This is a genomic window from Pukyongia salina (assembly GCF_002966125.1).
Lineage (GTDB): Bacteria > Bacteroidota > Bacteroidia > Flavobacteriales > Flavobacteriaceae > Pukyongia > Pukyongia salina.
In genome coordinates this window covers 774,999-796,780 of sequence record NZ_CP027062.1, presented here as the reverse complement: position 1 = coordinate 796,780, position 21,782 = coordinate 774,999, and the positions used below count along the sequence as shown (strand labels likewise).

The window sequence follows — 21,782 nt, the reverse complement described above, 5'->3', positions numbered from 1 at the left end:
CAACTACAAAAAACCCTCTCCAAATCGAGAGGGTTTTTTAGTACCTTAAACCCCTTAAAAATTTAGATCACTCTTGGAGACCCTTAAAAAGATTATTAAATATCTACCTCAGGCGATTGCAGGAAAAGACCAGGACTTTACTTCAGGAAGTATTAGAAAGGCGATCTTTCTCCTTTCGGTACCCATGGTGCTGGAGATGATGATGGAATCTGTTTTCTTCCTGGTGGATGCGTATTTTGTTTCTAGCCTGGGAGCAAATGCCATAGCTACAGTTGGACTAACCGAATCTGTACTCACCCTGGTATACGCAATTGCGATTGGATTGAGTATGGGAGTAACCGCTATCGTGGCAAGGCGTATTGGAGAGAAGAACGTTTCCGGAGCTTCAAAAGCGGCTGTACAATCTATATTTCTCGGGATCGCACTGGCCGTAATAGTGAGTGTTATAGGAATTTTATTTCCGAAGGAAATCCTCGGCCTTATGGGCGGGGAAACAGATCTTATTGAGGAAGGTTATGGGTATACCCAAATATTGCTTGGTGGGAACGTAACCATTATGCTGCTGTTCATCATCAACGCGATCTTCCGTGGGGCTGGTGATGCGTCTGTGGCGATGAAGGTATTGATCTTTTCAAACCTTCTAAATATTATCCTGGACCCCATGTTTATCTTCGGTTTTGGTCCTATTCCTGCCTATGGAGTAAAAGGTGCGGCGATTGCAACAACTATAGGAAGAGGAAGTGCGGTTATATTGCAATTGGTCATATTGTTTTATGGCTGGAGCCGAATTAAAGTTGGCCTTAAAGATGTTGTGTTCAGATTAGGGATCATGCTGAACCTGATCCGTGTATCCCTGGGGGGAATCGGCCAGTTTATTATCGGGACATCCAGTTGGGTATTTCTAATGCGGATCATGGCCGAATTTGGTAGTGAGGTACTAGCCGGATACACCATTGCTATCCGCGTACTCATGTTCACTTTAATGCCTTCCTGGGGAATGAGTAATGCAGCGGCTACTTTGGTGGGACAGAATCTCGGTGCCCAAAAACCGGATCGTGCAGAGTCCTCGGTTTGGAAAACCGGTAAGTACAACGTCTGGTTTATGGCGGCTGTTTCGGTGTTTTATCTCTTATTTGCTGAAATGATCTTGAAGATCTTCAGTGATGATCCCTCGGTGATAGAGAACGGAGCCTTAAGCCTTCGTATCATCGCGGCGGGCTATGTAGCCTATGCCTATGGAATGGTGATCGTACAAGCTTTCAATGGAGCGGGAAACACACGAACGCCTACCATCATAAATTTCTTCTGTTTCTGGCTGTTTCAACTTCCTTTCGCTTACCTGGCAGCAATAGTTTTCGACTGGGGCGTCAATGGCGTGCTGTGGGCCATTACCTCTGCAGAAGTACTTATCGCAATAATTGGGATCATCTGGTTTAAGAAAGGTAACTGGAAAACGGTACAGGTGTAATTAACAGCGAATTTCTTACATCGATTACGTGATTTCACGTATATGACGGGAACTTTTACAAGGGTATATTTGAGATATAAATACCAGTTTTTGGCAATTTGGGGAGATTGCTACTCAGTGAAAGCCGTACATTTCGTTACGGCTTTCGCTTTATACAAAATAATCAAACTAAGGTAATTCCACTCTTCGTATATTTGTGTTATGAACGAACACCTGGATCCTACCGGAGAACAACTTTCACCTCAGGAACTTGATATTGAGAAGAAATTACGTCCGTTAACCTTCGACGATTTTACCGGACAAGACCAGGCGCTGGAAAATCTTCAGATCTTTGTTCAGGCTGCCAATCTTCGAGATGAGGCACTGGATCATACCTTGTTCCATGGTCCACCCGGCCTTGGAAAAACTACCCTCGCACATATACTTGCAAACGAACTGGATGTCTCCATAAAAGTTACTTCCGGGCCTGTGTTGGACAAGCCGGGTGATCTCGCGGGATTACTTACTAACCTGGAAGAGCGCGATGTCCTCTTTATAGATGAGATCCACAGGCTAAGCCCTATCGTAGAAGAATACTTGTATTCGGCCATGGAAGATTATAAGATCGATATTATGATAGAGACAGGGCCAAATGCCCGTACAGTCCAAATAAACCTCAATCCGTTCACCCTAGTGGGTGCAACCACACGCTCGGGTTTGCTTACCGCACCTATGCGTGCCCGCTTTGGGATAGCCTCCCGATTGCAATATTACTCTACCGAGCTCCTTACCACTATAGTACAACGAAGCGCCGGGATACTAAAGGTCCCTATCAACATGGAAGCAGCCATAGAAATTGCAGGCCGAAGCAGAGGAACACCCCGTATAGCAAATGCTCTACTCCGCCGCGTACGAGATTTTGCCCAGATAAAAGGTGATGGTAACATCGACATTAAGATCGCTAAGTATGCCCTGGAGGCACTGCATGTAGATGCACATGGCCTGGATGAAATGGACAATAAGATATTGACCACGCTTATCGATAAGTTTAAAGGAGGTCCGGTTGGAATCACAACTCTGGCAACTGCTGTTTCCGAAAGTTCGGAAACCATAGAAGAGGTTTACGAACCATTTTTAATTCAGCAGGGCTTTATAGTGCGTACCCCGCGTGGACGCGAAGTTACCGAAGCGGCATATAAACATCTCGGGAAGTTAAAAGGCGGATCACAAGGCGGATTATTTTAAAATGATCCATGGCGGCAAAGACTAAATATAATTATCCCGAACGACTGCCGCTCTTAAAATTTTTTCTGAACGCCGAAGCCATTCGCAAGAATCCCATCCCGTTTCACCGGCAGTTTTTCAACTTATATGGCGATACTTTTGCAGTAAAATTGGGTCGAAGGAAACACCTTATGCTTTCCAGAGACAAGGATGTTGTGCAACACATTCTTCAGAAAAATCATAAGAACTACTACAAATCGACCATTCAAACTAAATATCTCTCCAAATATCTTGGCATGGGACTGCTTACGGCAAACGGAGAATTTTGGCTGAAGCAGCGCAGGTTAATTCAACCGGCTTTTCACAAGAAAAAGATGGATAGCCTGTTAGGTCTTATGCAGAAGACCATAGCCGGCGAACTCGACGAGCTTACTACAGAAAGCAGTATTGATGTTTTTAAGGTAATGAATCAACTTGCGTTTAATGTAGTTGCGAAATCACTATTTAATTTGAGCGTCTCGACAGACCAATTGAAACGACTGCAGTATATTATACAGGAGATACAATTGTTTCTGGTTAAAGAGGTGCGATTACCGCATAAAGGCTGGTGGTTCAAACTAAGCGGGCAGGTTAAAAAGCACAAATTGCTTTCGGAAGAGAGCAGGGAAATCATTGGCAAAATTATAGAAGAACGCAAGGCCAGCACTCAATCGCATGATGATCTGCTAGATATGTTGCTTGCTACCCGCTATGAGGATACAAGAGAGCCAATGAGTACCAGACAGCTCGTAGATGAGATCTCCATATTGTTTGTTGCCGGGCATGAAACCACGGCCAATGCATTAGCCTTTACCTCCTTTCTCCTGGCCAGACACCCGAAGGTGCAGCAGCGGGTGTTTGATGAAGTGCTGGTAGCAGTTTCAGCAACCCAAGATCCTCTTGAACAAATAAAACAGTTGCCATACACTAGGGCTGTGATCGACGAATCCATGCGGTTGTACCCTCCTGCCTGGATCACAGACCGGGAGAATTTGGAAGATGACACCATTGGAGATTATCATATCAGGAAGAATACGCTGGTAGGGGTCTCCTTCTACGAACTTCACAGAAATCCCAAATACTGGGAGAACCCGGATGATTTCGTACCAGAACGCTTTCTGGGTGAACATAAAAAAGAAACTGCCGGAATCTACTATCCTTTTGGGGCGGGGCCCAGAATGTGCATCGGAATGGGGTTTGCTATTTACGAGATGGTGCTGGCGGTGTCTCATTTGGTATATCATTATAAATTAAACACTCAATTAAATGAACCAAAGGTTAATCCGCTTATTACACTGAAACCAGTGGATATTTTAATAAATTTCGAGCGCAGAGACCATTCATGAGTAGACCCGCAACAAATACCGATCTTATTAAATCTGAAGCCACCCGTCTTGGTTTTCTAAGCTGTGGGATAAGTAAGGCCGGATTCCTGGAAGAAGAAGCACCCCGGCTCGAAAAATGGCTGAATGATAATATGCAGGGAGAAATGTCTTATATGGAGAATCATTTCGATAAAAGACTGGATCCCACCCTGCTTGTTCCGGGAGCAAAAAGTGTAGTTTCATTACTCTTAAATTATTTTCCGAAGCAAACCCAGAGGGAAGACAGCTATAAGATTTCCAAATACGCCTACGGAACCGATTACCATTTTGTGATCAAGGATAAATTGAAACAATTACTCAATTTTATACGCGAAGAAATTGGAGACGTTCATGGAAGAGCCTTTGTCGATTCGGCTCCGGTATTAGATAAGGCCTGGGCTGCCAAGAGCGGACTTGGATGGATGGGAAAACACAGCAACCTGCTCACCAAGCAATTGGGGTCCTTTTATTTCATTGCCGAACTTATCATCGATCTGGATCTTGAATACGACACTCCGGTGACCGATCATTGTGGAAGTTGTACCGCCTGTATCGATGCTTGTCCTACTCAGGCCATAGTTGAACCCTATGTTGTGGACGGGAGCAAATGCATTTCTTACTTTACCATTGAGCTTAAAAACGAGATCCCTTCAAAGTTTTCCGGAAAATTCGACGACTGGATGTTTGGATGCGATGTCTGCCAGGATGTGTGTCCGTGGAATCGATTCAGCCGGGCACATAGAGAACCTTTATTCGATCCTAATCCGGAATTGCTACAGCTGTCTAAAGGCGATTGGGAAGAGATCACGGAGGAAGTATTTATGAGGCTATTTAAGAATAGTGCCGTAAAAAGAACCGGGTTCAAGGGTTTGAAAAGAAATATAAGCTTCCTGAAAGATTAACGACTAAATTTTCGTCAGTTCGGCTTTCCTCTTAACTTTGTTACACTAAAGCATGATGTATGAGCAAGCACAGTAAGCGAAGAGAAGCACTAATGTATCACGCCAAACCCAGACCGGGGAAAATACAGGTGGTACCAACTAAAAAATACGCCACCCAGAGAGATCTTTCCCTGGCTTATTCTCCGGGAGTGGCAGAACCCTGCCTGGAGATCGAAAAGGATGTGAACAATGTCTATCGCTACACCAACAAAGGAAACCTGGTTGCTGTGATCTCTAATGGAACCGCCGTTCTTGGCCTTGGGAATATTGGCCCGGAAGCCTCCAAACCCGTTATGGAGGGAAAAGGATTGTTGTTTAAAATATTTGCAGATATAGATGTATTCGATATTGAGGTGAATACGGAAAATATCGACGAATTTGTTGAGACTGTAAAGAATATTGCTCCCACCTTTGGGGGGATCAACCTCGAAGACATTAAAGCACCTGAAGCCTTCGAGATCGAGAGACGACTTCGCGAAGAACTGGACATCCCGGTTATGCATGACGATCAGCACGGTACCGCGATAATTTCGGCGGCGGCTTTGCTCAATGCGCTGGAGATCGCTAAAAAAGATATTAAGAAAGTGAAGATCGTAATTAGTGGCGCCGGAGCAGCTGCGGTTTCCTGTACCCGTTTATACAAAGCATTCGGAGCCAAGGCTGAAAACATCGTTATGCTTGACAGCAGTGGGGTAATAAGAAGCGATCGCAAAGAACTTTCAGAAGAAAAATCAGAATTCGCCACCAAAAGAAAGATAGATACCCTGGAAGAGGCTATGATGGATGCCGATGTGTTTGTAGGCTTGTCCATAGCCGGAATTGTTACCCCCGAAATGTTACTTTCCATGGCCAAGAATCCTATTGTATTTGCGATGGCAAATCCTAATCCGGAGATCGATTACGAACTTGCTGTGAAGACAAGGGAAGATATTATCATGGCTACAGGCCGAAGTGATCATCCTAACCAGGTGAACAATGTACTTGGCTTTCCATTTATATTTCGTGGAGCCCTGGATGTTCGCGCCACCAAGATCAACGAAGAAATGAAGATGGCAGCAGTAAAATCTCTGGCCGCATTGGCCAAAGAACCGGTTCCCGAACAGGTCCATATCGCATACGGAGAAACAAGACTCGCCTTTGGAAAGGAATATATCATTCCGAAGCCATTCGACCCACGACTCATTGCCACGGTGCCTCCAGCGGTTGCTAAGGCAGCTATGGAAAGCGGGGTGGCGACATCGAAGATCACCAATTGGGAGGCCTATCAGGACGAGTTATACGACAGGATGGGCAGTGATAATAAGATCATTCGATTAATGTATAATCGGGCCAGGATGGATCCAAAGCGAATTGTTTTTGCTGAAGCAGATAGCCTCGATGTGCTGAAAGCTGCCCAGATCGTTTATGAAGAAGGAATAGGAATTCCTATCCTGCTGGGAAGAAGAAAGATCATAAAAGAACTTATGGCCGAGCTCGAATTCGAGAAAAAAGGCATCGATATCATCGATCCTAAAAGTGATATGCAGGCGAAAAAGTTGAAGGATTACGCAAAAAAGCACTGGAATCGGAGAAAACGAAGCGGGAGTACGCTTTATGATTCGGAGAGAAATATGAGGGAGAGAAATTACTTTGCCGCTATGATGGTGAGCGAAGGTGATGCAGATGCAATGATCTCGGGCTATTCCAGAGCATATCCATCGGTTTTAAGGCCTGTATTAGAGACTATAGGGCTTTTTGACGGGGTATCCCGTGTGGCAACAACCAACCTCATGCTTACCAAACGGGGACCCATGTTCCTTTCTGATACTTCTATCAACATCGATCCTAATTCCCATGAGTTGGCGAAGATCGCACAGATGACCAATTACACCATGAAACTCTTTGGTTTGGAACCCGTGATAGCGATGATCTCCTATTCCAATTTTGGATCGTCGAGAGACCCGCATGCCAGGAAAGTACAGGAGGCAGTAGCCCTACTGCACAAGTCTAACCCGGATATGCATGTGGATGGAGAGTTGCAGGTGGATTTTGCCTTAAATCCTGTTTTGCTGAAGGAAAAGTTTCCATTTTCCAAGCTAGCGGGGAAGAAAGTAAACGCCCTTATCTTCCCAAATCTGGACTCGGCTAACAGTAATTATAAACTATTGAAAGAACTGAATGCCGTGGAGTCTATCGGGCCCATTATGCTTGGAATGAAAAAACCGGTACATATCCTGCAGTTAGGAGCAAGTGTGGAGGAGATGGTAAATATGGCAGCAGTGGCAGTAATAGATGCCCAGCAGAAGGAAATGCGTCTCAAAGAACAGGCAGCTAAAAAAGGCAACTGAATTTAGTATTTCTCAGGATGGCAGATGCAAATAATTATACTATATTTGGGGGCTATTAACCTTTTATTAACGAATGATAACCCATATTCAGGGCAGGCTGATTGAGAAAAATCCGACGGAAGTTATCATAGACTGCAATGGGGTAGGTTATTTTATCAATATTTCGTTGCATACATTTTCGCAGCTCCCCACGGGTGAAAATGTAAAATTATACACTCATTTGCAGGTTCGAGAAGACTCCCATACATTGTATGGTTTTTCGGGCAAAGCTGAGCGTGAAATTTTCAGGTTGTTGATCTCTGTATCAGGAATTGGGGCAAGTATTGCAAGAACCATGCTTTCTTCACTTTCACCGCAACAGGTCATTGAAGCGATCGCTTCGGAAGATGTGGTTACAATTCAGTCTGTAAAAGGAATAGGTAGCAAAACAGCGCAACGTGCTGTACTTGATTTAAAAGACAAAATACTGAAAGTGTATGGGCTCGAAGATGTTTCTGCCGTTTCGAGCAATACGAATAAAAATGAAGCGTTATCAGCATTGGAGACTTTAGGCTTCGCTCGTAAGCAGGTGGAAAAGGTGTGTGATAAGATATTAAAAGAGCAACCCGAAGCCTCGGTTGAGGAGATAATAAAACAAGCTTTAAAAAATTTGTAAACATTGGGCGCAAAACATTACGATTACAAAAGAGGCTTTTTTAAGCTTTTATTTATTTTAGGAATCATATTTGGCGGCTTTAGCACAGCACAGGCGCAGGACTCAACAAGTACCGGATTCGAGATGGGAAGGATGGAACTACCCAACCCTCAAAGCATCATAGACCTTTATACTTACGACCCGATCACCGATCGTTATATCTACACCCAGGCAATAGGCGATCTCAACATCACCTATCCTATTATCCTAACTCCCGAAGAATTCCAGGAATTGATACTTCAGGAGCAAATGAAGGCCTACTTTAAAGAGAAGATAGACGCCGCAGACGGTAGAAAAGAAGGCTCTGAAGAACTACAAAAGAACCTCTTACCTACCTTTTATGTGAACAGTAGTTTCTTCGAATCTGTTTTCGGTGGAAATACAATAGAGGTAATCCCTCAGGGTAGTGTTGAAATGGACCTTGGTTTACTTTACACCAAACAAGACAATCCGTCGTTCTCACCCAGAAACCGTAGAAATCTATCCTTCGATTTCGACCAGAGGATAAGTTTGAGTTTACTGGGAAAAGTAGGTGAACGACTTCAGGTAACCGCCAATTACGATACGCAGTCTACCTTCGATTTTCAGAATCAAATAAAACTTGAATACACGCCAACCGAAGACGATATCATACAAAAGATAGAAGTGGGTAACGTAAGTATGCCCCTAAACAGCAGTCTTATCCAGGGAGCACAGAGTCTATTTGGTGTAAAAACAGAGTTACAGTTTGGTAAGACAACTATTACGGGAGTATTTTCTGAACAAAAATCGGAAACCAGGACAGTAGTTGCCGAAGGAGGAGCAACTATTACCGAATTCGAGGTTTTCGCCCTGGAATACGATGAGAACAGGCACTTCTTCCTGGCGCACTACTTTAGAGATAATTACGATAGAGTCCTAGAGAGATATCCGTTTATTAATTCCAATGTCCAGATCACACGGGCAGAGGTGTGGATCACAAATCGCTCGAACAGGACAGAGAATGTTAGGAATATTGTAGCCTTACAGGATCTAGGAGAAGCAAACCCAGAGAATATTGGATTGGATGTACCTCCGGGAGGTTTTATTAACCGCCCTCCAAATTCTTTAGCCGATAACGCCAACAACGATTTCAATCCATTTGGGATCGATGATCCTGCTGTGCAGTCTATCTTAAATCCGGCAATTCGAGATATTGCTACGGTACAGCAAGGTTTTAGTGGGGTACAGGTAAGTGAAGGAATAGATTACGTAACATTAGAAAATGCCAGACGCCTACAGGCGAACGAATATCGCCTGAATTCTCAATTGGGATATATTTCCCTGAATCAACGACTTAATAATGACGAGGTACTGGCAGTAGCATTTCAATATACAGTAAACGGAAAAGTATACCAGGTTGGGGAGTTCTCTAATGATGGTGTAGAGGCAACGGGCCAGACATTCCCGGGGATGGAACCAGGTTCTCCTCCCGAAGGTGGCCTGCCGCAAAACCTGGTAGTGAAATTACTTAAGAGTAATATCACCAATGTAGACGAACCACTTTGGGACATAATGATGAAAAACATCTATGCCCTGGGTGCATTTCAGTTGGAACCAGAGGATTTCAGGCTGAATATTTTCTATACAGACCCTTCTCCATTAAACTATATTGTTCCCGCAACAGGTACTCCCGAGTTTCCGGCTACAGAACTTCCGGAAGATGTAGACGATACCATTTTATTAAATGTGTTCAACCTGGATCGCCTGAATTTCAACAACGATCCTCAACAGGGAGGTGATGGATTTTTCGATTTCCTACCGGGAATTACGGTAGATCAGCAAAATGGGCAAGTGATCTTTACGAGCGTTGAACCCTTCGGAGAATATCTGTTCAACAAACTGGACAATACACCCGGTGGCGCGGAGAATTACGAGATTCCGTCCACCTACAATGCCAACCAGAACAAATACGTCTTCAGAAAATTATATACCTCCACAAAAACCATAGCCGAACAGGAACAAAGTGACAAGAACAAGTTTCAGTTAAAAGGTACGTACAAATCGACCGGAGCTGATGGAATCCCTATCGGGGCGTTTAATGTTCCTCAGGGTTCGGTTACCGTAACGGCTGGTGGAAGAGTACTAGTGGAAGGGGTGGATTATACGGTAAACTATCAGTTAGGACGTGTTCAGATACTGGATCCGGCCTTGTTGAATTCGAATACCCCGATCCAAATTACCACCGAGAACAATACCTTGTTTGGGCAACAAACCAAGCGTTTTACCGGGCTGAATGTGGAACACAGATTTAGTGAGAATTTTCAATTGGGAGCCACCTATCTCAATCTCAACGAACGTCCACTTACACAGAAATCCTCGTACAATGTGGAGCCCATCAATAATACAATCTTCGGGTTGAATGCGAATTTCTCCACAGAGGTTCCTTTCCTTACCCGATTGGTGAATAAATTACCTAACATAGATACCGATGTAGAATCTAACATCTCCCTACGGGGTGAATTTGCTTACCTCTTACCCGGAGCACCTAAGGTGGCCGATTTTGACGGGAAGGCAACCGTTTACGTAGATGATTTTGAAGCTTCGCAAACAGAACTGGACGTTAAAGCTCCCTTGAGCTGGTACCTGTCAAGTACGCCGGTTGGATTTGGAGGAGAACAGGCTAACGGAAACCTGGCGTACAATTATAACAGGGCTAAGCTGGCCTGGTATACCATCGATCCGATCTTCTATAGCAGTCAGCGACCCGATGGGATAGACGATGAAGATCTCTCGTCACCATTTACACGACGAATCTTCAGGGATGAGATATTCCCTAATCAGGATATTATCCAGGGGCAAACTCAGGCGATATTCTCACTGGACCTCGCTTATTATCCAAGTGAACGAGGACCCTATAACTTCAACCCCGTTTTAGGAGGAGGTAACACCCTGCCGGATCCGGAGACAAGGTTTGCCGGTATATCAAGGCAACTTACAACGACCGATTTTGAACGATCTAATGTAGAGTATATTCAGTTTTGGATCATGGATCCTTTCATATATGAAGAGAACGCTACAAACACAGGGGGTCTGCTTCGTTTTAATCTTGGGAATATTTCAGAAGATATACTGAAAGACGGAAGAAAACAATATGAGAACGGTCTGCCGGAAGACGGCGGAACAGCCAATACCACGCCAACAGCATGGGGTAAAGTACCTACCAATCAATCCCTGGTGTATACCTTCGATACACAGGGAGAGCAGCGTACTAATCAGGATATTGGATACGATGGATTAAACGATGTGGCCGAGGCAGCTCAATTCCCGGATTTTGCAGGACAGCCAGATCCTGCCGGAGATAACTACCTGTACTTTCTTCAAGCTGAAGGAAACATACTCGAACGATATTTACAGTACAATGGTACTGAAGGAAACTCGCCGGTAGAGGTAGGAGATACCAATCGTGGTTCCACCCCACAACCGGATGTTGAGGATATCAACCGCGACAATACCATGAACACGGTAGATAGCTATTTTGAATACGATATCGAAATAAGACCCGGGCAGCTCGATCCCGCCACAAACGATTATGTAACGGATGTGAAGGAATTGGATGTAACCCTTCAGAATAACGAGACCATACCGGTGCGTTGGGTACAATTTAAAATTCCAATTAGTGAACCGGACAGAGCCGTAAATGGGATAGCCGATTTCAGGTCGATCCGATTTATGAGAATGTATCTAAGTGAATTTTCACAAAATACAGTTCTGAGATTTGGTTCCTTAGACCTGGTACGTGGCGATTACAGACGATATATCCAAACTCTTGATATTACGGGTGAAGATCCGGATATGGATGATACAATCTTCGAAAATGAGGCTGTAAGTATAGAACAAAATGAGAACCGACAGCCCATTCCGTATGTCTTACCACCGGGCGTTATTAGAGAAGAGCTAAATAATAACAACAATATTATTAGACAGAATGAACAATCTCTCGCATTGCGAGTAACCGGACTGGAACCCGGAGACGGTAGGGCGGTGTATAAGAATTTCAATGTGGATATGCGGCAATATGAAAATCTTGAGATGTTTATCCATGCCGAGTCACTTCTCAACGAAACTGCCTTAAGTGATGGGGATATGGTGGCGTTTATGCGATTGGGGAATGACCTTAATCAAAACTTCTACGAGATCCAAATACCGCTTAATCCCACAGCATTCAATGTATCCTCCGCCGAAGACATATGGCCTGTAGAAAATAGACTTAATTTACCGTTGCGCCTGTTGCAGGAAGTGAAAACACGGACATTGGGCGACCCAAATAACAACCCAACTGTGTTGCAATTCTTCGACCAGTCTGAATTGGATCCGGGATCGGTAGATGGTCCGGAGAATGACCTGAGAATAGGTATCCAGGGGAATCCTAGTTTTGGAAATGTAAGGGTGATCATGTTGGGTATGAAAAATGCCACCACCAATGATATTTCTGGGGAAGTGTGGTTCAACGAATTAAGATTATCCGAACTGAAGAACCAGGGAGGATGGGCTGCTGTTGCAAGTATGGACGCCAACCTGGCCGATTTTGCAAATATTAGTGCCACCGCGGGACGAAGTACGATTGGATTTGGTTCAATTGAACAGGGTCCTAACCAACGAAGCAGGGAAGATGCGCAGCAATATGATGTGGTGACCAATGTAAATCTTGGTCAACTACTGCCACAAAAATGGGGTATCCAGTTGCCGTTCAACTACGGAAGGTCTGAAGAGCAGATAACCCCTCAATACGATCCGGAGTTCCAGGATATAGAACTGGATACACGTTTGGACAATACAACAGATGAAGCAGAGAAGGAGCGTATTAAACAACAAGCGATAGATTATACCAAGAGACAAAGTATCAACTTTATTGGCGTTCGGAAAGAACGGACGAGCGAGAAGGCACCTATGCCATATGATATCTCCAATTTTACGTTCTCGTATTCCTACAACCAGGTAGACCATCGTGATTTTGAGATCGAGGAGTCGCTGGATCAGAACGTACGGGTGGGAGGTACTTATAACTACAACTTTATTCAGAAACCTGTTGAACCATTTAAAAAGAACGATTCGTTATTTACAGGAAAGTACTGGAAGTTCCTTAAAGATCTCAACTTCAATTATCTGCCTACCAATATTTCGGTAAGCTCGAATATTGTTCGACAGTATAATGAACAAAAATTCAGGGAGATCAATTTGGCACAAAATTTAAAGCCCGTACCTCAACTCTATCAACGAAATTTCCTGTTTGACTGGCAGTATACGATAAACTACAACTTAACTCGTTCCTTGCGATTTAATTTCAATGCTTCGAACAACCGAATTATAAACAATTACATCACTCCGGAATTGCTGGATGATGGAAATGTGATATATAATGTAGATAATTCAATAGGGATATGGGATGGATTCTTCGATGTGGGAGATCCTAACCAGCATTTCCAGTCCTTGCAGGTTAATTATGATCTGCCGTTCGACAAGTTCCCGTTTTTAAAATTTATCAGGGCGACCTATTCCTATCAGGGAGATTTCCAGTGGCAGGATGGAAGTGATCTGTTAAGTAACATCCCATACCCGATAGGGGGTGATGATCCGGAGTTTTTCGATTTAGGGAATTCGGTTCAAAATGCGAGTACACACAGGATCAATTCTAATCTGGATATGAACACATTCTATCGCTATGTTGGCCTTACCAAAATAAAGGCAGGTGAAAGAGGTGGTTCCGGGGCCAACCAGGGAGGTGGACCAGGTTCTGGTGTGAGAGGCTTAAAAGAACGTGCCGCAAAAGGAGGCGGAGACGAAAAAGGCAATGAAAATACCAAAGGCGGAGATGGTCTTACATCTGGTGGCGGTAATGCTGCAGGTCAGGGTGGCAGAAGCGGCTCAACTTTAAGTGCTGGAGACAAGGCGGTGAATACCCTTATAGGTTTAGTAACCTCTATTAAAAAGATACAATTCAATTATCAGGAGAATAACGGTATTTACTTACCAGGTTACACGCGATCTATTGGGATGTTGGGAACTTTAAAGCCATCGGCAGGATTTGTTTTTGGTAGTCAGCGCGAAGTGCGTGAACTGGCGGCTCGCAAAGGATGGTTAACGCTGTATCCCGAATTTAACGAACAGTATACCGAGGTTGAAAGTAAACAACTGGATTACCAGGTGAACACAGAGCTCTTGCCAGATCTAAAAATAGATTTTAATGGGAACAGGATCTATGCAGAGAATTATGCCGAAAATTATATAGTGGAGGATGGATTGTACCGATCGTTAACACCATATACCTCCGGAAACTTCAGTATTTCTACCCTGCTTATTGCAACAGCATTTGGTTCCAGTGACGAATTTGGATCTGCTGCTTTCGACGATTTCCGAAGTAACAGAATCATTATAGCTAACAGGCTTGCAGAAGACTTCTACGGTACAACCAATTTTGCAAGAGATGAAGACGGATTCCCAGTAGGATTTGGAAAAACAAGTCAGGATGTACTTTTACCTGCTTTCTTATCGGCTTATAAAGGAAGTAGCGCGTCTGGAGAGAAGACAGGGATCTTTAGAGATATACCATTACCAAACTGGGATCTAAAGTACACTGGCCTTATGAAACTCGCCTGGTTCAAGAAACGCTTTAAGCGATTTTCGATTCAGCATGGCTATAGAGCGGGATATACGGTCAACCAGTTCCAGACCAACCTGGATTACGATCCAAATAACCCTACAGCCACCGATCAAGCCGGAAATTTCAAACCCCAAACCTTCCTCACCAACGTAAACCTTACAGAGCAGTTCTCACCACTTATTCGAGTAGATTTTGAGATGAATAACTCGGTTAAGATCTTGGCCGAATTAAGAAAAGACCGTGCATTATCTTTAAGTTTTGCCAATAATCTAATGACCGAAATACAAGGAAACGAAGTAGTGATCGGTCTAGGATATAGAATTAAGGATCTGCGAATAGGTACTAATTTCGGAGGGAAGAAAAAGATTTTAAAAAGTGATCTTAACTTCAAGCTTGATCTATCAAGGAGAGATAATAAGACCATCATTCGTTACCTCGATATAGAGAATAACCAAACTACGGCGGGACAGACCATATATGGGCTTCAGTTTACAGCAGATTATGCACTAAGTAAGAACCTAACCGCCTTATTCTATTACGATCATACTTTTTCGGAATATGCGATCTCTACCGCATTTCCACAAACTACTATCAGAAGTGGGATCACCCTACGATATAACTTTGGAAATTAAATAATTATTGAATAATACTATACTGTTATGAGTGTACCTTCAGACTTAAAATATACAAAAGACCATGAGTGGGTGCGTGTAGACGGAGACATTGCTACCGTAGGAATTACAGATTTTGCTCAGGGCGAATTAGGCGATATTGTGTATGTGGAAGTAGAAACTGTCGATGAAACCCTGGACAAAGATGAAGTTTTTGGCACGGTGGAAGCGGTAAAGACTGTCTCAGACCTCTTTTTACCTTTATCTGGTGAGATCATCGAGTTTAACGAGTCATTAGAGTCTGAGCCGGAGAAAGTAAATTCAGATCCTTATGGAGAAGGATGGATGGTTAAGGTTAAATTCTCAAACCCCGATGAGTTGGACGAACTATTAGACGATGCGGGTTATAAAGCAATTATTGGGGCGTAAAACCTTACTATTAATTAGTGTAGTATACACTATTGTAGTTACCTACGCATTGCTCACTCCAATAAGCGATGTACCTCCTATAAATATTCCTCATTTTGATAAGTACCTCCATGTGATCATACATTGGGGGCTTATTTTTATTTGGTTATCCTATCTGTTTTTAGGTGACCAAAGTCATTTTTCTTCCAAGTATGTAGTGTTAGCTTTGATATCATGCTTCTTTTATGGCATAATTGTTGAAGCCTTTCAACACTGGTTCACGGAAACAAGAACCTTTGATTTTTTTGACATCGTTGCAAATGCAGCAGGTGAATTTTTAGGGCTTCTATCCTTTAGGGTAGTCAGAAAGAAGATGAGATATGAACGTTGAACGCCTAAAATTCATTACTCATGGAAGTCAAAAAAAATCCCAAATTCGATTTAGGAAAGAGGAGTATGATCTTCTTTCAGATTGGAATGATATTCATGTTATTTTTAACATGGCAGGCGCTGGAGATCAAATCGTATGATACCGGCGAGACAGAACGCGATCTGGTAGATGTATCCGATGCGTTGGAGGAAATAATCCCTGTGACGGAACCATTAAATACTCCGCCACCCCCGCCTCCGGCGCAAACAGTAACCGCTGTAATTATACAAGTAGAAGATGAGGCGGATATTGAAGAAACGATCATCGAATCTACCGAAACGGATGAAAATGCCGAGATTGTGGAGATCGAAGAAATTGACGAGGTAATCATTGAGGAGGAGATCATCAATGTTCCTTTTCATGTAATTGAAAACGTACCGATCTATCCGGGCTGTGAGAATTTGTCGAACAACAACGATCGAAAAAGATGTATGTCTGAAAAAGTTCAGCAGTTTGTTCAAAATAAGTTCAATACAGAACTGGCCGGAGAACTTGGTTTAGAAGGGAGACAGCGCATTCATGTGCAGTTTCGCATAGATAATAAAGGTAAAGTTGTGGATGTGCGCGCTCGCGCTCCACATCCAAGGCTGGAACAGGAGGCAATTAAGGTAGTGTCGTCATTACCAGACATGCAGCCAGGAAAGCAAAGCGGAAAACCGGTTGGAGTGCAATATGCATTACCTATCTTATTTGAAGTAAGGACCGATTAGGCAATAAATTTTTAAACTTTCCGCATTAGACTTTACTTTATATAAGAAATTAGCTATTTTAGCAACTATATAAACATTCTATTATGGAAAGTAAGAAAAGCCCAAAGGCCGACGTAAGTAACAGGAGTATGCTCTTTTTTCAATTAGGGCTCATAATTATGCTCTTGATTTCCTGGAGTGCAATCGAATATAAAACGTACGACAAATCTGATTTGGGTCGTGATATGCTAGATGTCTCCGATGAACTGGAAGAAGAAATTCCAATTACTCAACCTATTGAACCACCACCACCGCCACCACCACCACCACCAGCTCCTGAAGTGATCGAAGTGGTTGAGGACGAAGAAGATGTGGAAGAAACCATAATAGAATCTACCGAAACCGATACGGAAGAGGAGATTGTAGAGATCGAAGAGATCGAAGAAGTGGTGGAAGAAGAGATTGCCGATGTACCCTTTGCTGTAATTGAAAATGTTCCTATCTATCCAGGTTGCGAAAGCGCAGGAAATAACGATGCAAAGAAAAAATGTATGTCTGAAAAGATCCAGAAGTTCGTTCAGAAGAAATTCAACAATGAACTCGCCAACGACCTTGGCCTCGATGCTGGTAGACAACGTATTTCGGTTCAATTTAAAATTGATAAGAACGGAAATGTTACCGGTGTACGAGCAAGAGCACCGCACCCGAAGTTAGAGCAGGAAGCAATTAATGTTGTGAAGCAACTGCCTAAAATGACACCAGGTAAGCAAAGAGGAAAAGCAGTGGGTGTACTTTACGCACTTCCTATCGTATTCGAAGTTCAGAACTAAGAAATATTTCCATAAAATAATAAAAAGTCTCCGGAATCACCGGAGACTTTTTTTTGGCATAACAGTTGTATTTATAAAAGAACTATTAATCCTTAAATACGTACGTTATGAAACCATCAGTACAGAATTTCAAAAGCGATCAACCAAAAATGCTTTCGAAAAGAGAGGATAAAAAAAGTGTAAATCACAAATGGAATTCCCGTTTGTATTTTCAGTTAGGGCTTATTGTGAGTCTGGCAATTACTATTGTGGTTATTGAAAGCACATACGGTCTAACTGTAATCAAAGATGTAGCAGTGGGCAAAGATCCTATCATGGATCCACCTACCGTTATTTATGAGATCGACAAACCCAAACCCGTTGTTGTTCCTGTAGCTAAAGTAGAAGAACAGAAGCCGGTAGTTCGTAAAAAAGTTATCTCTGAACAGATCGCGGTTGTGAAGAACGACCTCACTATGAATATTGAAACGCCAGTGGCGGCTACAGACACACCTACAATTCCGGTTAATACCACTACGGAAACTACAAAACCTACAACAATAGTTAATCCTACAATGGATGTGCTATCTGTTGAATTTGTTCCAGTTTTCCCTGGTTGTGAGTCTTCCGGATCTAATGAAGAGAGAAGGATGTGTATGCAGGATAAAATCAGGGCTTTTATATCTAAGAAATTCAATACTGATGAGTTCTCTTATCTGGATTCCGGAAAAAAATTCCGTATTGACGTACAATTTATGATCGATAAAAACGGAAATGTTCAGAACGTGATGTCAAGAGCTCCCGAACGTTCCCTTGAGCACGAAGCCGAAAGGGTAATAAATCTATTGCCCACATTAAAACCCGGAATGCAGGGAAATACACCTGTGGATGTTATTTACAGGATCCCTATAATTTTTAAAACAAATTAAATTGTTGAAAACCGCTGTGATAACGCAGCGGTTTTTTTATGATCGTGGTTTTAAAAAAGCCGTATCTTTCTGCAAACAATTACGGACCCAATGAAATTTATCGCCTCGATCCTGTTCATTTTTGTGCTATTCCCTGTTTTCTCACAAACCAATACTGCAACTTTCGAAAAGTATCCTGTATTTCCAGAGTGTGCCGATGCTAACATCGATCAGCTCGAATTTTGCTTTAATAATACGCTACAGGAGTTCGTGTACACCAATTTTGAAGTTCCGGACATTGTTACTACCGAAAATTATAAAGGAGCTGTTGCTGTTTTTTTTGAGATCGACAAGGAGGGAAAATTCAGGGTGATCATGGTAGATGCGGTTTACGATCAATTAAAACAGGAAGCAAGAAGAGTATTTGAAATGCTTCCGCAGATCCAACCGGCTACTTATAATGGCGAGCCTACCTACGTGCAGTTCACCTTGGCTATTAAAATCCCCAAAGTGGCTCCTGTTAAGGAAGAGGTAACTTCCATAGCTGCAACCAAGACCCAGCCCGAAGAAGTAGTACTAAACGAGTATGACAATCTGGTAAAATTACCCTATGAAAATGAAGAGTACACCAGCCAGATCAATATTCCACTTTCGCATCATACGTACAGCTTGTTCGACCCTGCACTCAACAGAATAGGGCAAAACAATCATACGGCACAAAAACCCTATGTATATTCGGAAGTTAACCGATATTACAACTTCGAAGAAGAGAATTCGAAACTTCTAAAGAATAAAAGCTCATGGTTTGGCAGAAAGTTCTGGAATGAACACATGGTCACCATAAAGGGAGAGGACTACTGGATCACTCTCGATCCCGGTGTAGATCTGCAGGTAGGAAAGGATACTGATGCAGACATAGATACCTACAACAATACGCGATTGGTTTATACTCAGGGAGGTATTGGAAAAAACTTTAATTTCTTTGCGGTGATCTATGAGAGTCAAGGTAGATTTGCAGACTATTTCAATCGGTTTGCCGAGGCCCGCAAACCCGATGGTGGAAATCCGGCCATTATTCCCGGAAGAGGAATTGCCAAAGACTTTAAAGAAGACTCTTACGATTATCCACTGGCGACAGGACATATCTCGTATTCGCCGTCAAAAACCTTTAATTTTCAGTTGGGTCATGGAAAAAACTTCATTGGTGACGGTTACCGTTCCCTATTATTTAGTGATAACGCCAGCCCTTATCCGTTTTTTAAGATAAATACCACTTTTTGGAAGATAAAGTACACAAACACCTGGATGTCGCTACGCGACGTTAGACCAGAAGTTACTGCCGATGGATCCTTCAGAACCAAATACATTGCAAATCATTATTTGAGTTATAACGTGACCAAACGACTTAATATCGGGTTATTCGAATCTGTGATTTGGCAAAATGATAACGACCGCGGATTCGATTTCAATTACCTCAATCCCGTGATCTTCTATCGCGCCATTGAATTCTCGACCGGGTCGCGGGGTGGAAATGCCATTATTGGGCTTAGTGGAAAATTTAAGTTTAGTGATGATGTCAATGTATATAGCCAGTTAATCATCGACGAATTCTCCTCGGGTGATATCTCTGGTGGTGACGGGAGTTATAAGAATAAGATTGGTTACCAGCTTGGAGCGAAATACTACGATGCTTTCAAGGTAGACGGCTTGATGCTGCAAGCCGAATACAACCGTGTACGGCCCTACACCTATTCTCACAATACTGTTATCCTTAATTACGGCCATAACAATCAATCCCTGGCACATACCTTAGGTGCTAATTTTTCCGAATTTATAGGTATTGCGCGCTATCAGCACGGAAGGATATTTAGCGATGCGAAAGTGATCGTAGCTAAGCGAGGCTTCGAATTCAATACCGAAGACGATATGTTCTTTTACGGGGGTAATATTTATGGTTCTGAAGATAACAGGATATCGGATAACGGGAACGATTTGGCTCAAGGTAATACAACAGATTTTCTTCATGCCGAATTACAAGCAGGATATTTATTGAATCCAGCCACAAACCTTAAAGTGTATGCCAGTGTTATCTTTAGAGATTTTAAACCGGAGATCGATACGGCTGAAGTTTTTGAGAACCAAACCACCTGGTTTAATTTTGGCATTCGAACCGATCTGTTTAATTGGTATTACGACTTCTAGTCGTCTCCCTTCTCACCTTTATTATCCTTGTTGGCTTTAGCGGCGTTTTGTTTTTTACGAATATCTTCTATTTGCCGTGCTCTTCTGTCCCTGTCGGCCCGGTTATAATCGAAAGCGACTGCATCGTATATAGTTTTTAGAAATCGTTCGGTTGTAATAAAACCTTCCCCGTAACCTTGCCGGTCATATTCGGCTGTGATTTCAGACATGGCAAGAATTTGCTGCTCATTTTTGCCATTCAGGTGCTGGAACTTTACCCTGTTATAGATGTTTTCTAGTAGTAATTTGAGATTTTTCACGTCTTCGAAGGTTGAAACATTACCGTGGCCAGGGATAAACTTGGTGTCTCTGTTGCCCAAGCCAAGTATTTGTTCAAGCCCTTCCATATAGCCGGAAACCGTCCCTCCGTTCTCAACATCGATGAAAGGATATTTTCCCGAAATAAAGACATCGCCCGTGTGGATCACGTTCGCTTTTGTAAAATGAACAAGAACATCCCCATCGGTATGAGCGTTCTTTAAATGTGTAACAACTATTTCTTCCCTGTTGAGATAAAAGGTCATGGTTTGGTCAATGGTTATCTTAGGCAAAACCGTTTCATGAATTTTATTTGGGCTGGTTTCTATCGCATTCATAAGATTTGTTCTTACGTTACCATGTGCTACGATGGTTGCGCCTTCATTGGCCATATTCGAATTACCCCCGGTATGATCACCATGATGATGGGTGTTAAGAACATATTTGATAGGCTCCTTGGTAAACTTTCGGATGTCTTTCAGAAGATCTTCAGAAATATCCTCGAATTGTGTATCGATTATAAAAACACCATCATCGCCAAAACACAACCCGATATTTCCTCCGCGGTTCTTGTATAAATAAATTTTATTCCGAACAGGAACTATCCTGGAATCACCTTCTTCTTCGCCATCTGTTTGCCCGGATGCACCCACGGGCATTAAAAGTAGAAAGGATAGGAGGACTATTAAATATTTCATTTTCTTCATGTTTTAATTAGCATCACAAAATAGTAAAAACCGCAAATATAAAGCGAACAATGTCCTATTTATATT

Annotated in this window: 14 protein-coding genes; 13 read left to right on the top strand and 1 reads right to left on the bottom strand. The window is 42.7% G+C overall.

Translation table 11 applies throughout. The features are described 5' to 3' along the window. The first annotated feature begins 73 nt into the window (after positions 1–73). From C5O00_RS03585 to remB, 13 genes are all read left to right on the top strand, one after another. A complete protein-coding gene (locus C5O00_RS03585) occupies positions 74–1,468 on the top strand; it encodes an MATE family efflux transporter (protein WP_105215021.1) in 1,395 nt (464 codons plus the stop codon). Positions 1,469–1,669: 201 nt separating this feature from the next. Then, positions 1,670–2,692: a Holliday junction branch migration DNA helicase RuvB gene (gene ruvB, locus C5O00_RS03580; RefSeq protein WP_105215019.1), complete on the top strand. Its 1,023-nt coding sequence runs from the start codon at positions 1,670–1,672 to the stop codon at positions 2,690–2,692. Positions 2,693–2,700: 8 nt separating this feature from the next. Further along, a complete protein-coding gene (locus C5O00_RS03575) occupies positions 2,701–4,056 on the top strand; it encodes a cytochrome P450 (protein ID WP_105215017.1) in 1,356 nt (451 codons plus the stop codon). After that, a complete protein-coding gene (gene queG, locus C5O00_RS03570; RefSeq protein WP_105215015.1) occupies positions 4,053–4,976 on the top strand; it encodes a tRNA epoxyqueuosine(34) reductase QueG in 924 nt (307 codons plus the stop codon). The genes C5O00_RS03575 and queG overlap by 4 nt, the downstream gene beginning before the upstream one ends. Before the next feature lie 59 nt (positions 4,977–5,035). Continuing rightward, positions 5,036–7,342: an NADP-dependent malic enzyme gene (locus C5O00_RS03565; RefSeq protein ID WP_105215014.1), complete on the top strand. Its 2,307-nt coding sequence runs from the start codon at positions 5,036–5,038 to the stop codon at positions 7,340–7,342. 73 nt (positions 7,343–7,415) lie between these two features. Then, a complete protein-coding gene (gene ruvA, locus C5O00_RS03560) occupies positions 7,416–7,997 on the top strand; it encodes a Holliday junction branch migration protein RuvA (protein ID WP_105215012.1) in 582 nt (193 codons plus the stop codon). A gap of 3 nt (positions 7,998–8,000) precedes the next feature. After that, the gene (gene sov, locus C5O00_RS03555) at positions 8,001–15,287 is read left to right on the top strand and encodes a T9SS outer membrane translocon Sov/SprA (protein ID WP_394342090.1); all 7,287 of its coding nucleotides are present in this window, start codon (positions 8,001–8,003) and stop codon (positions 15,285–15,287) included. A gap of 27 nt (positions 15,288–15,314) precedes the next feature. Beyond that, positions 15,315–15,695 (top strand): glycine cleavage system protein GcvH, encoded by a 381-nt coding sequence (gcvH, locus tag C5O00_RS03550; RefSeq protein ID WP_105215010.1) that lies wholly within the window; start codon positions 15,315–15,317, stop codon positions 15,693–15,695. Further along, on the top strand, positions 15,664–16,065 hold the full coding sequence (locus C5O00_RS14715; protein ID WP_105215008.1) for a VanZ family protein: 402 nt from the start codon (positions 15,664–15,666) through the stop codon (positions 16,063–16,065). The genes gcvH and C5O00_RS14715 overlap by 32 nt, the downstream gene beginning before the upstream one ends. A 20-nt stretch (positions 16,066–16,085) precedes the next feature. Then, on the top strand, positions 16,086–16,814 hold the full coding sequence (locus tag C5O00_RS03540) for an energy transducer TonB (RefSeq protein ID WP_105215006.1): 729 nt from the start codon (positions 16,086–16,088) through the stop codon (positions 16,812–16,814). An 83-nt stretch (positions 16,815–16,897) separates the two neighbouring features. Continuing rightward, the gene (locus tag C5O00_RS03535; RefSeq protein ID WP_105215004.1) at positions 16,898–17,623 is read left to right on the top strand and encodes an energy transducer TonB; all 726 of its coding nucleotides are present in this window, start codon (positions 16,898–16,900) and stop codon (positions 17,621–17,623) included. A 107-nt stretch (positions 17,624–17,730) separates the two neighbouring features. Continuing rightward, complete coding sequence (locus C5O00_RS03530; protein WP_105215002.1) at positions 17,731–18,531, top strand: energy transducer TonB; 801 nt, start codon at positions 17,731–17,733, stop codon at positions 18,529–18,531. 90 nt (positions 18,532–18,621) lie between these two features. Then, a complete protein-coding gene (gene remB / locus C5O00_RS03525) occupies positions 18,622–20,712 on the top strand; it encodes a gliding motility outer membrane protein RemB (protein WP_105215000.1) in 2,091 nt (696 codons plus the stop codon). Here remB and C5O00_RS03520 read toward each other — a convergent pair. Next, positions 20,709–21,707, bottom strand: coding sequence for an MBL fold metallo-hydrolase (locus C5O00_RS03520; protein WP_158676770.1), 999 nt, complete (start codon positions 21,705–21,707; stop codon positions 20,709–20,711). The genes remB and C5O00_RS03520 overlap by 4 nt on opposite strands. Positions 21,708–21,782 lie beyond the last annotated feature (75 nt).

Coding starts and splice junctions, on each gene's coding strand:
- ruvB (WP_105215019.1), top strand. CDS start 1,670: ATGAACGAACACCTGGATCCTACCGGAGAACAACTTTCACCTCAGGAA.
- remB (WP_105215000.1), top strand. CDS start 18,622: ATGAAATTTATCGCCTCGATCCTGTTCATTTTTGTGCTATTCCCTGTT.
- C5O00_RS14715 (WP_105215008.1), top strand. CDS start 15,664: ATGCGGGTTATAAAGCAATTATTGGGGCGTAAAACCTTACTATTAATT.
- C5O00_RS03540 (WP_105215006.1), top strand. CDS start 16,086: ATGGAAGTCAAAAAAAATCCCAAATTCGATTTAGGAAAGAGGAGTATG.
- C5O00_RS03575 (WP_105215017.1), top strand. CDS start 2,701: ATGGCGGCAAAGACTAAATATAATTATCCCGAACGACTGCCGCTCTTA.
- C5O00_RS03520 (WP_158676770.1), bottom strand. CDS start 21,707: ATGAAATATTTAATAGTCCTCCTATCCTTTCTACTTTTAATGCCCGTG.
- C5O00_RS03530 (WP_105215002.1), top strand. CDS start 17,731: ATGAAACCATCAGTACAGAATTTCAAAAGCGATCAACCAAAAATGCTT.
- C5O00_RS03565 (WP_105215014.1), top strand. CDS start 5,036: ATGAGCAAGCACAGTAAGCGAAGAGAAGCACTAATGTATCACGCCAAA.
- gcvH (WP_105215010.1), top strand. CDS start 15,315: ATGAGTGTACCTTCAGACTTAAAATATACAAAAGACCATGAGTGGGTG.
- queG (WP_105215015.1), top strand. CDS start 4,053: ATGAGTAGACCCGCAACAAATACCGATCTTATTAAATCTGAAGCCACC.
- ruvA (WP_105215012.1), top strand. CDS start 7,416: ATGATAACCCATATTCAGGGCAGGCTGATTGAGAAAAATCCGACGGAA.
- C5O00_RS03535 (WP_105215004.1), top strand. CDS start 16,898: ATGGAAAGTAAGAAAAGCCCAAAGGCCGACGTAAGTAACAGGAGTATG.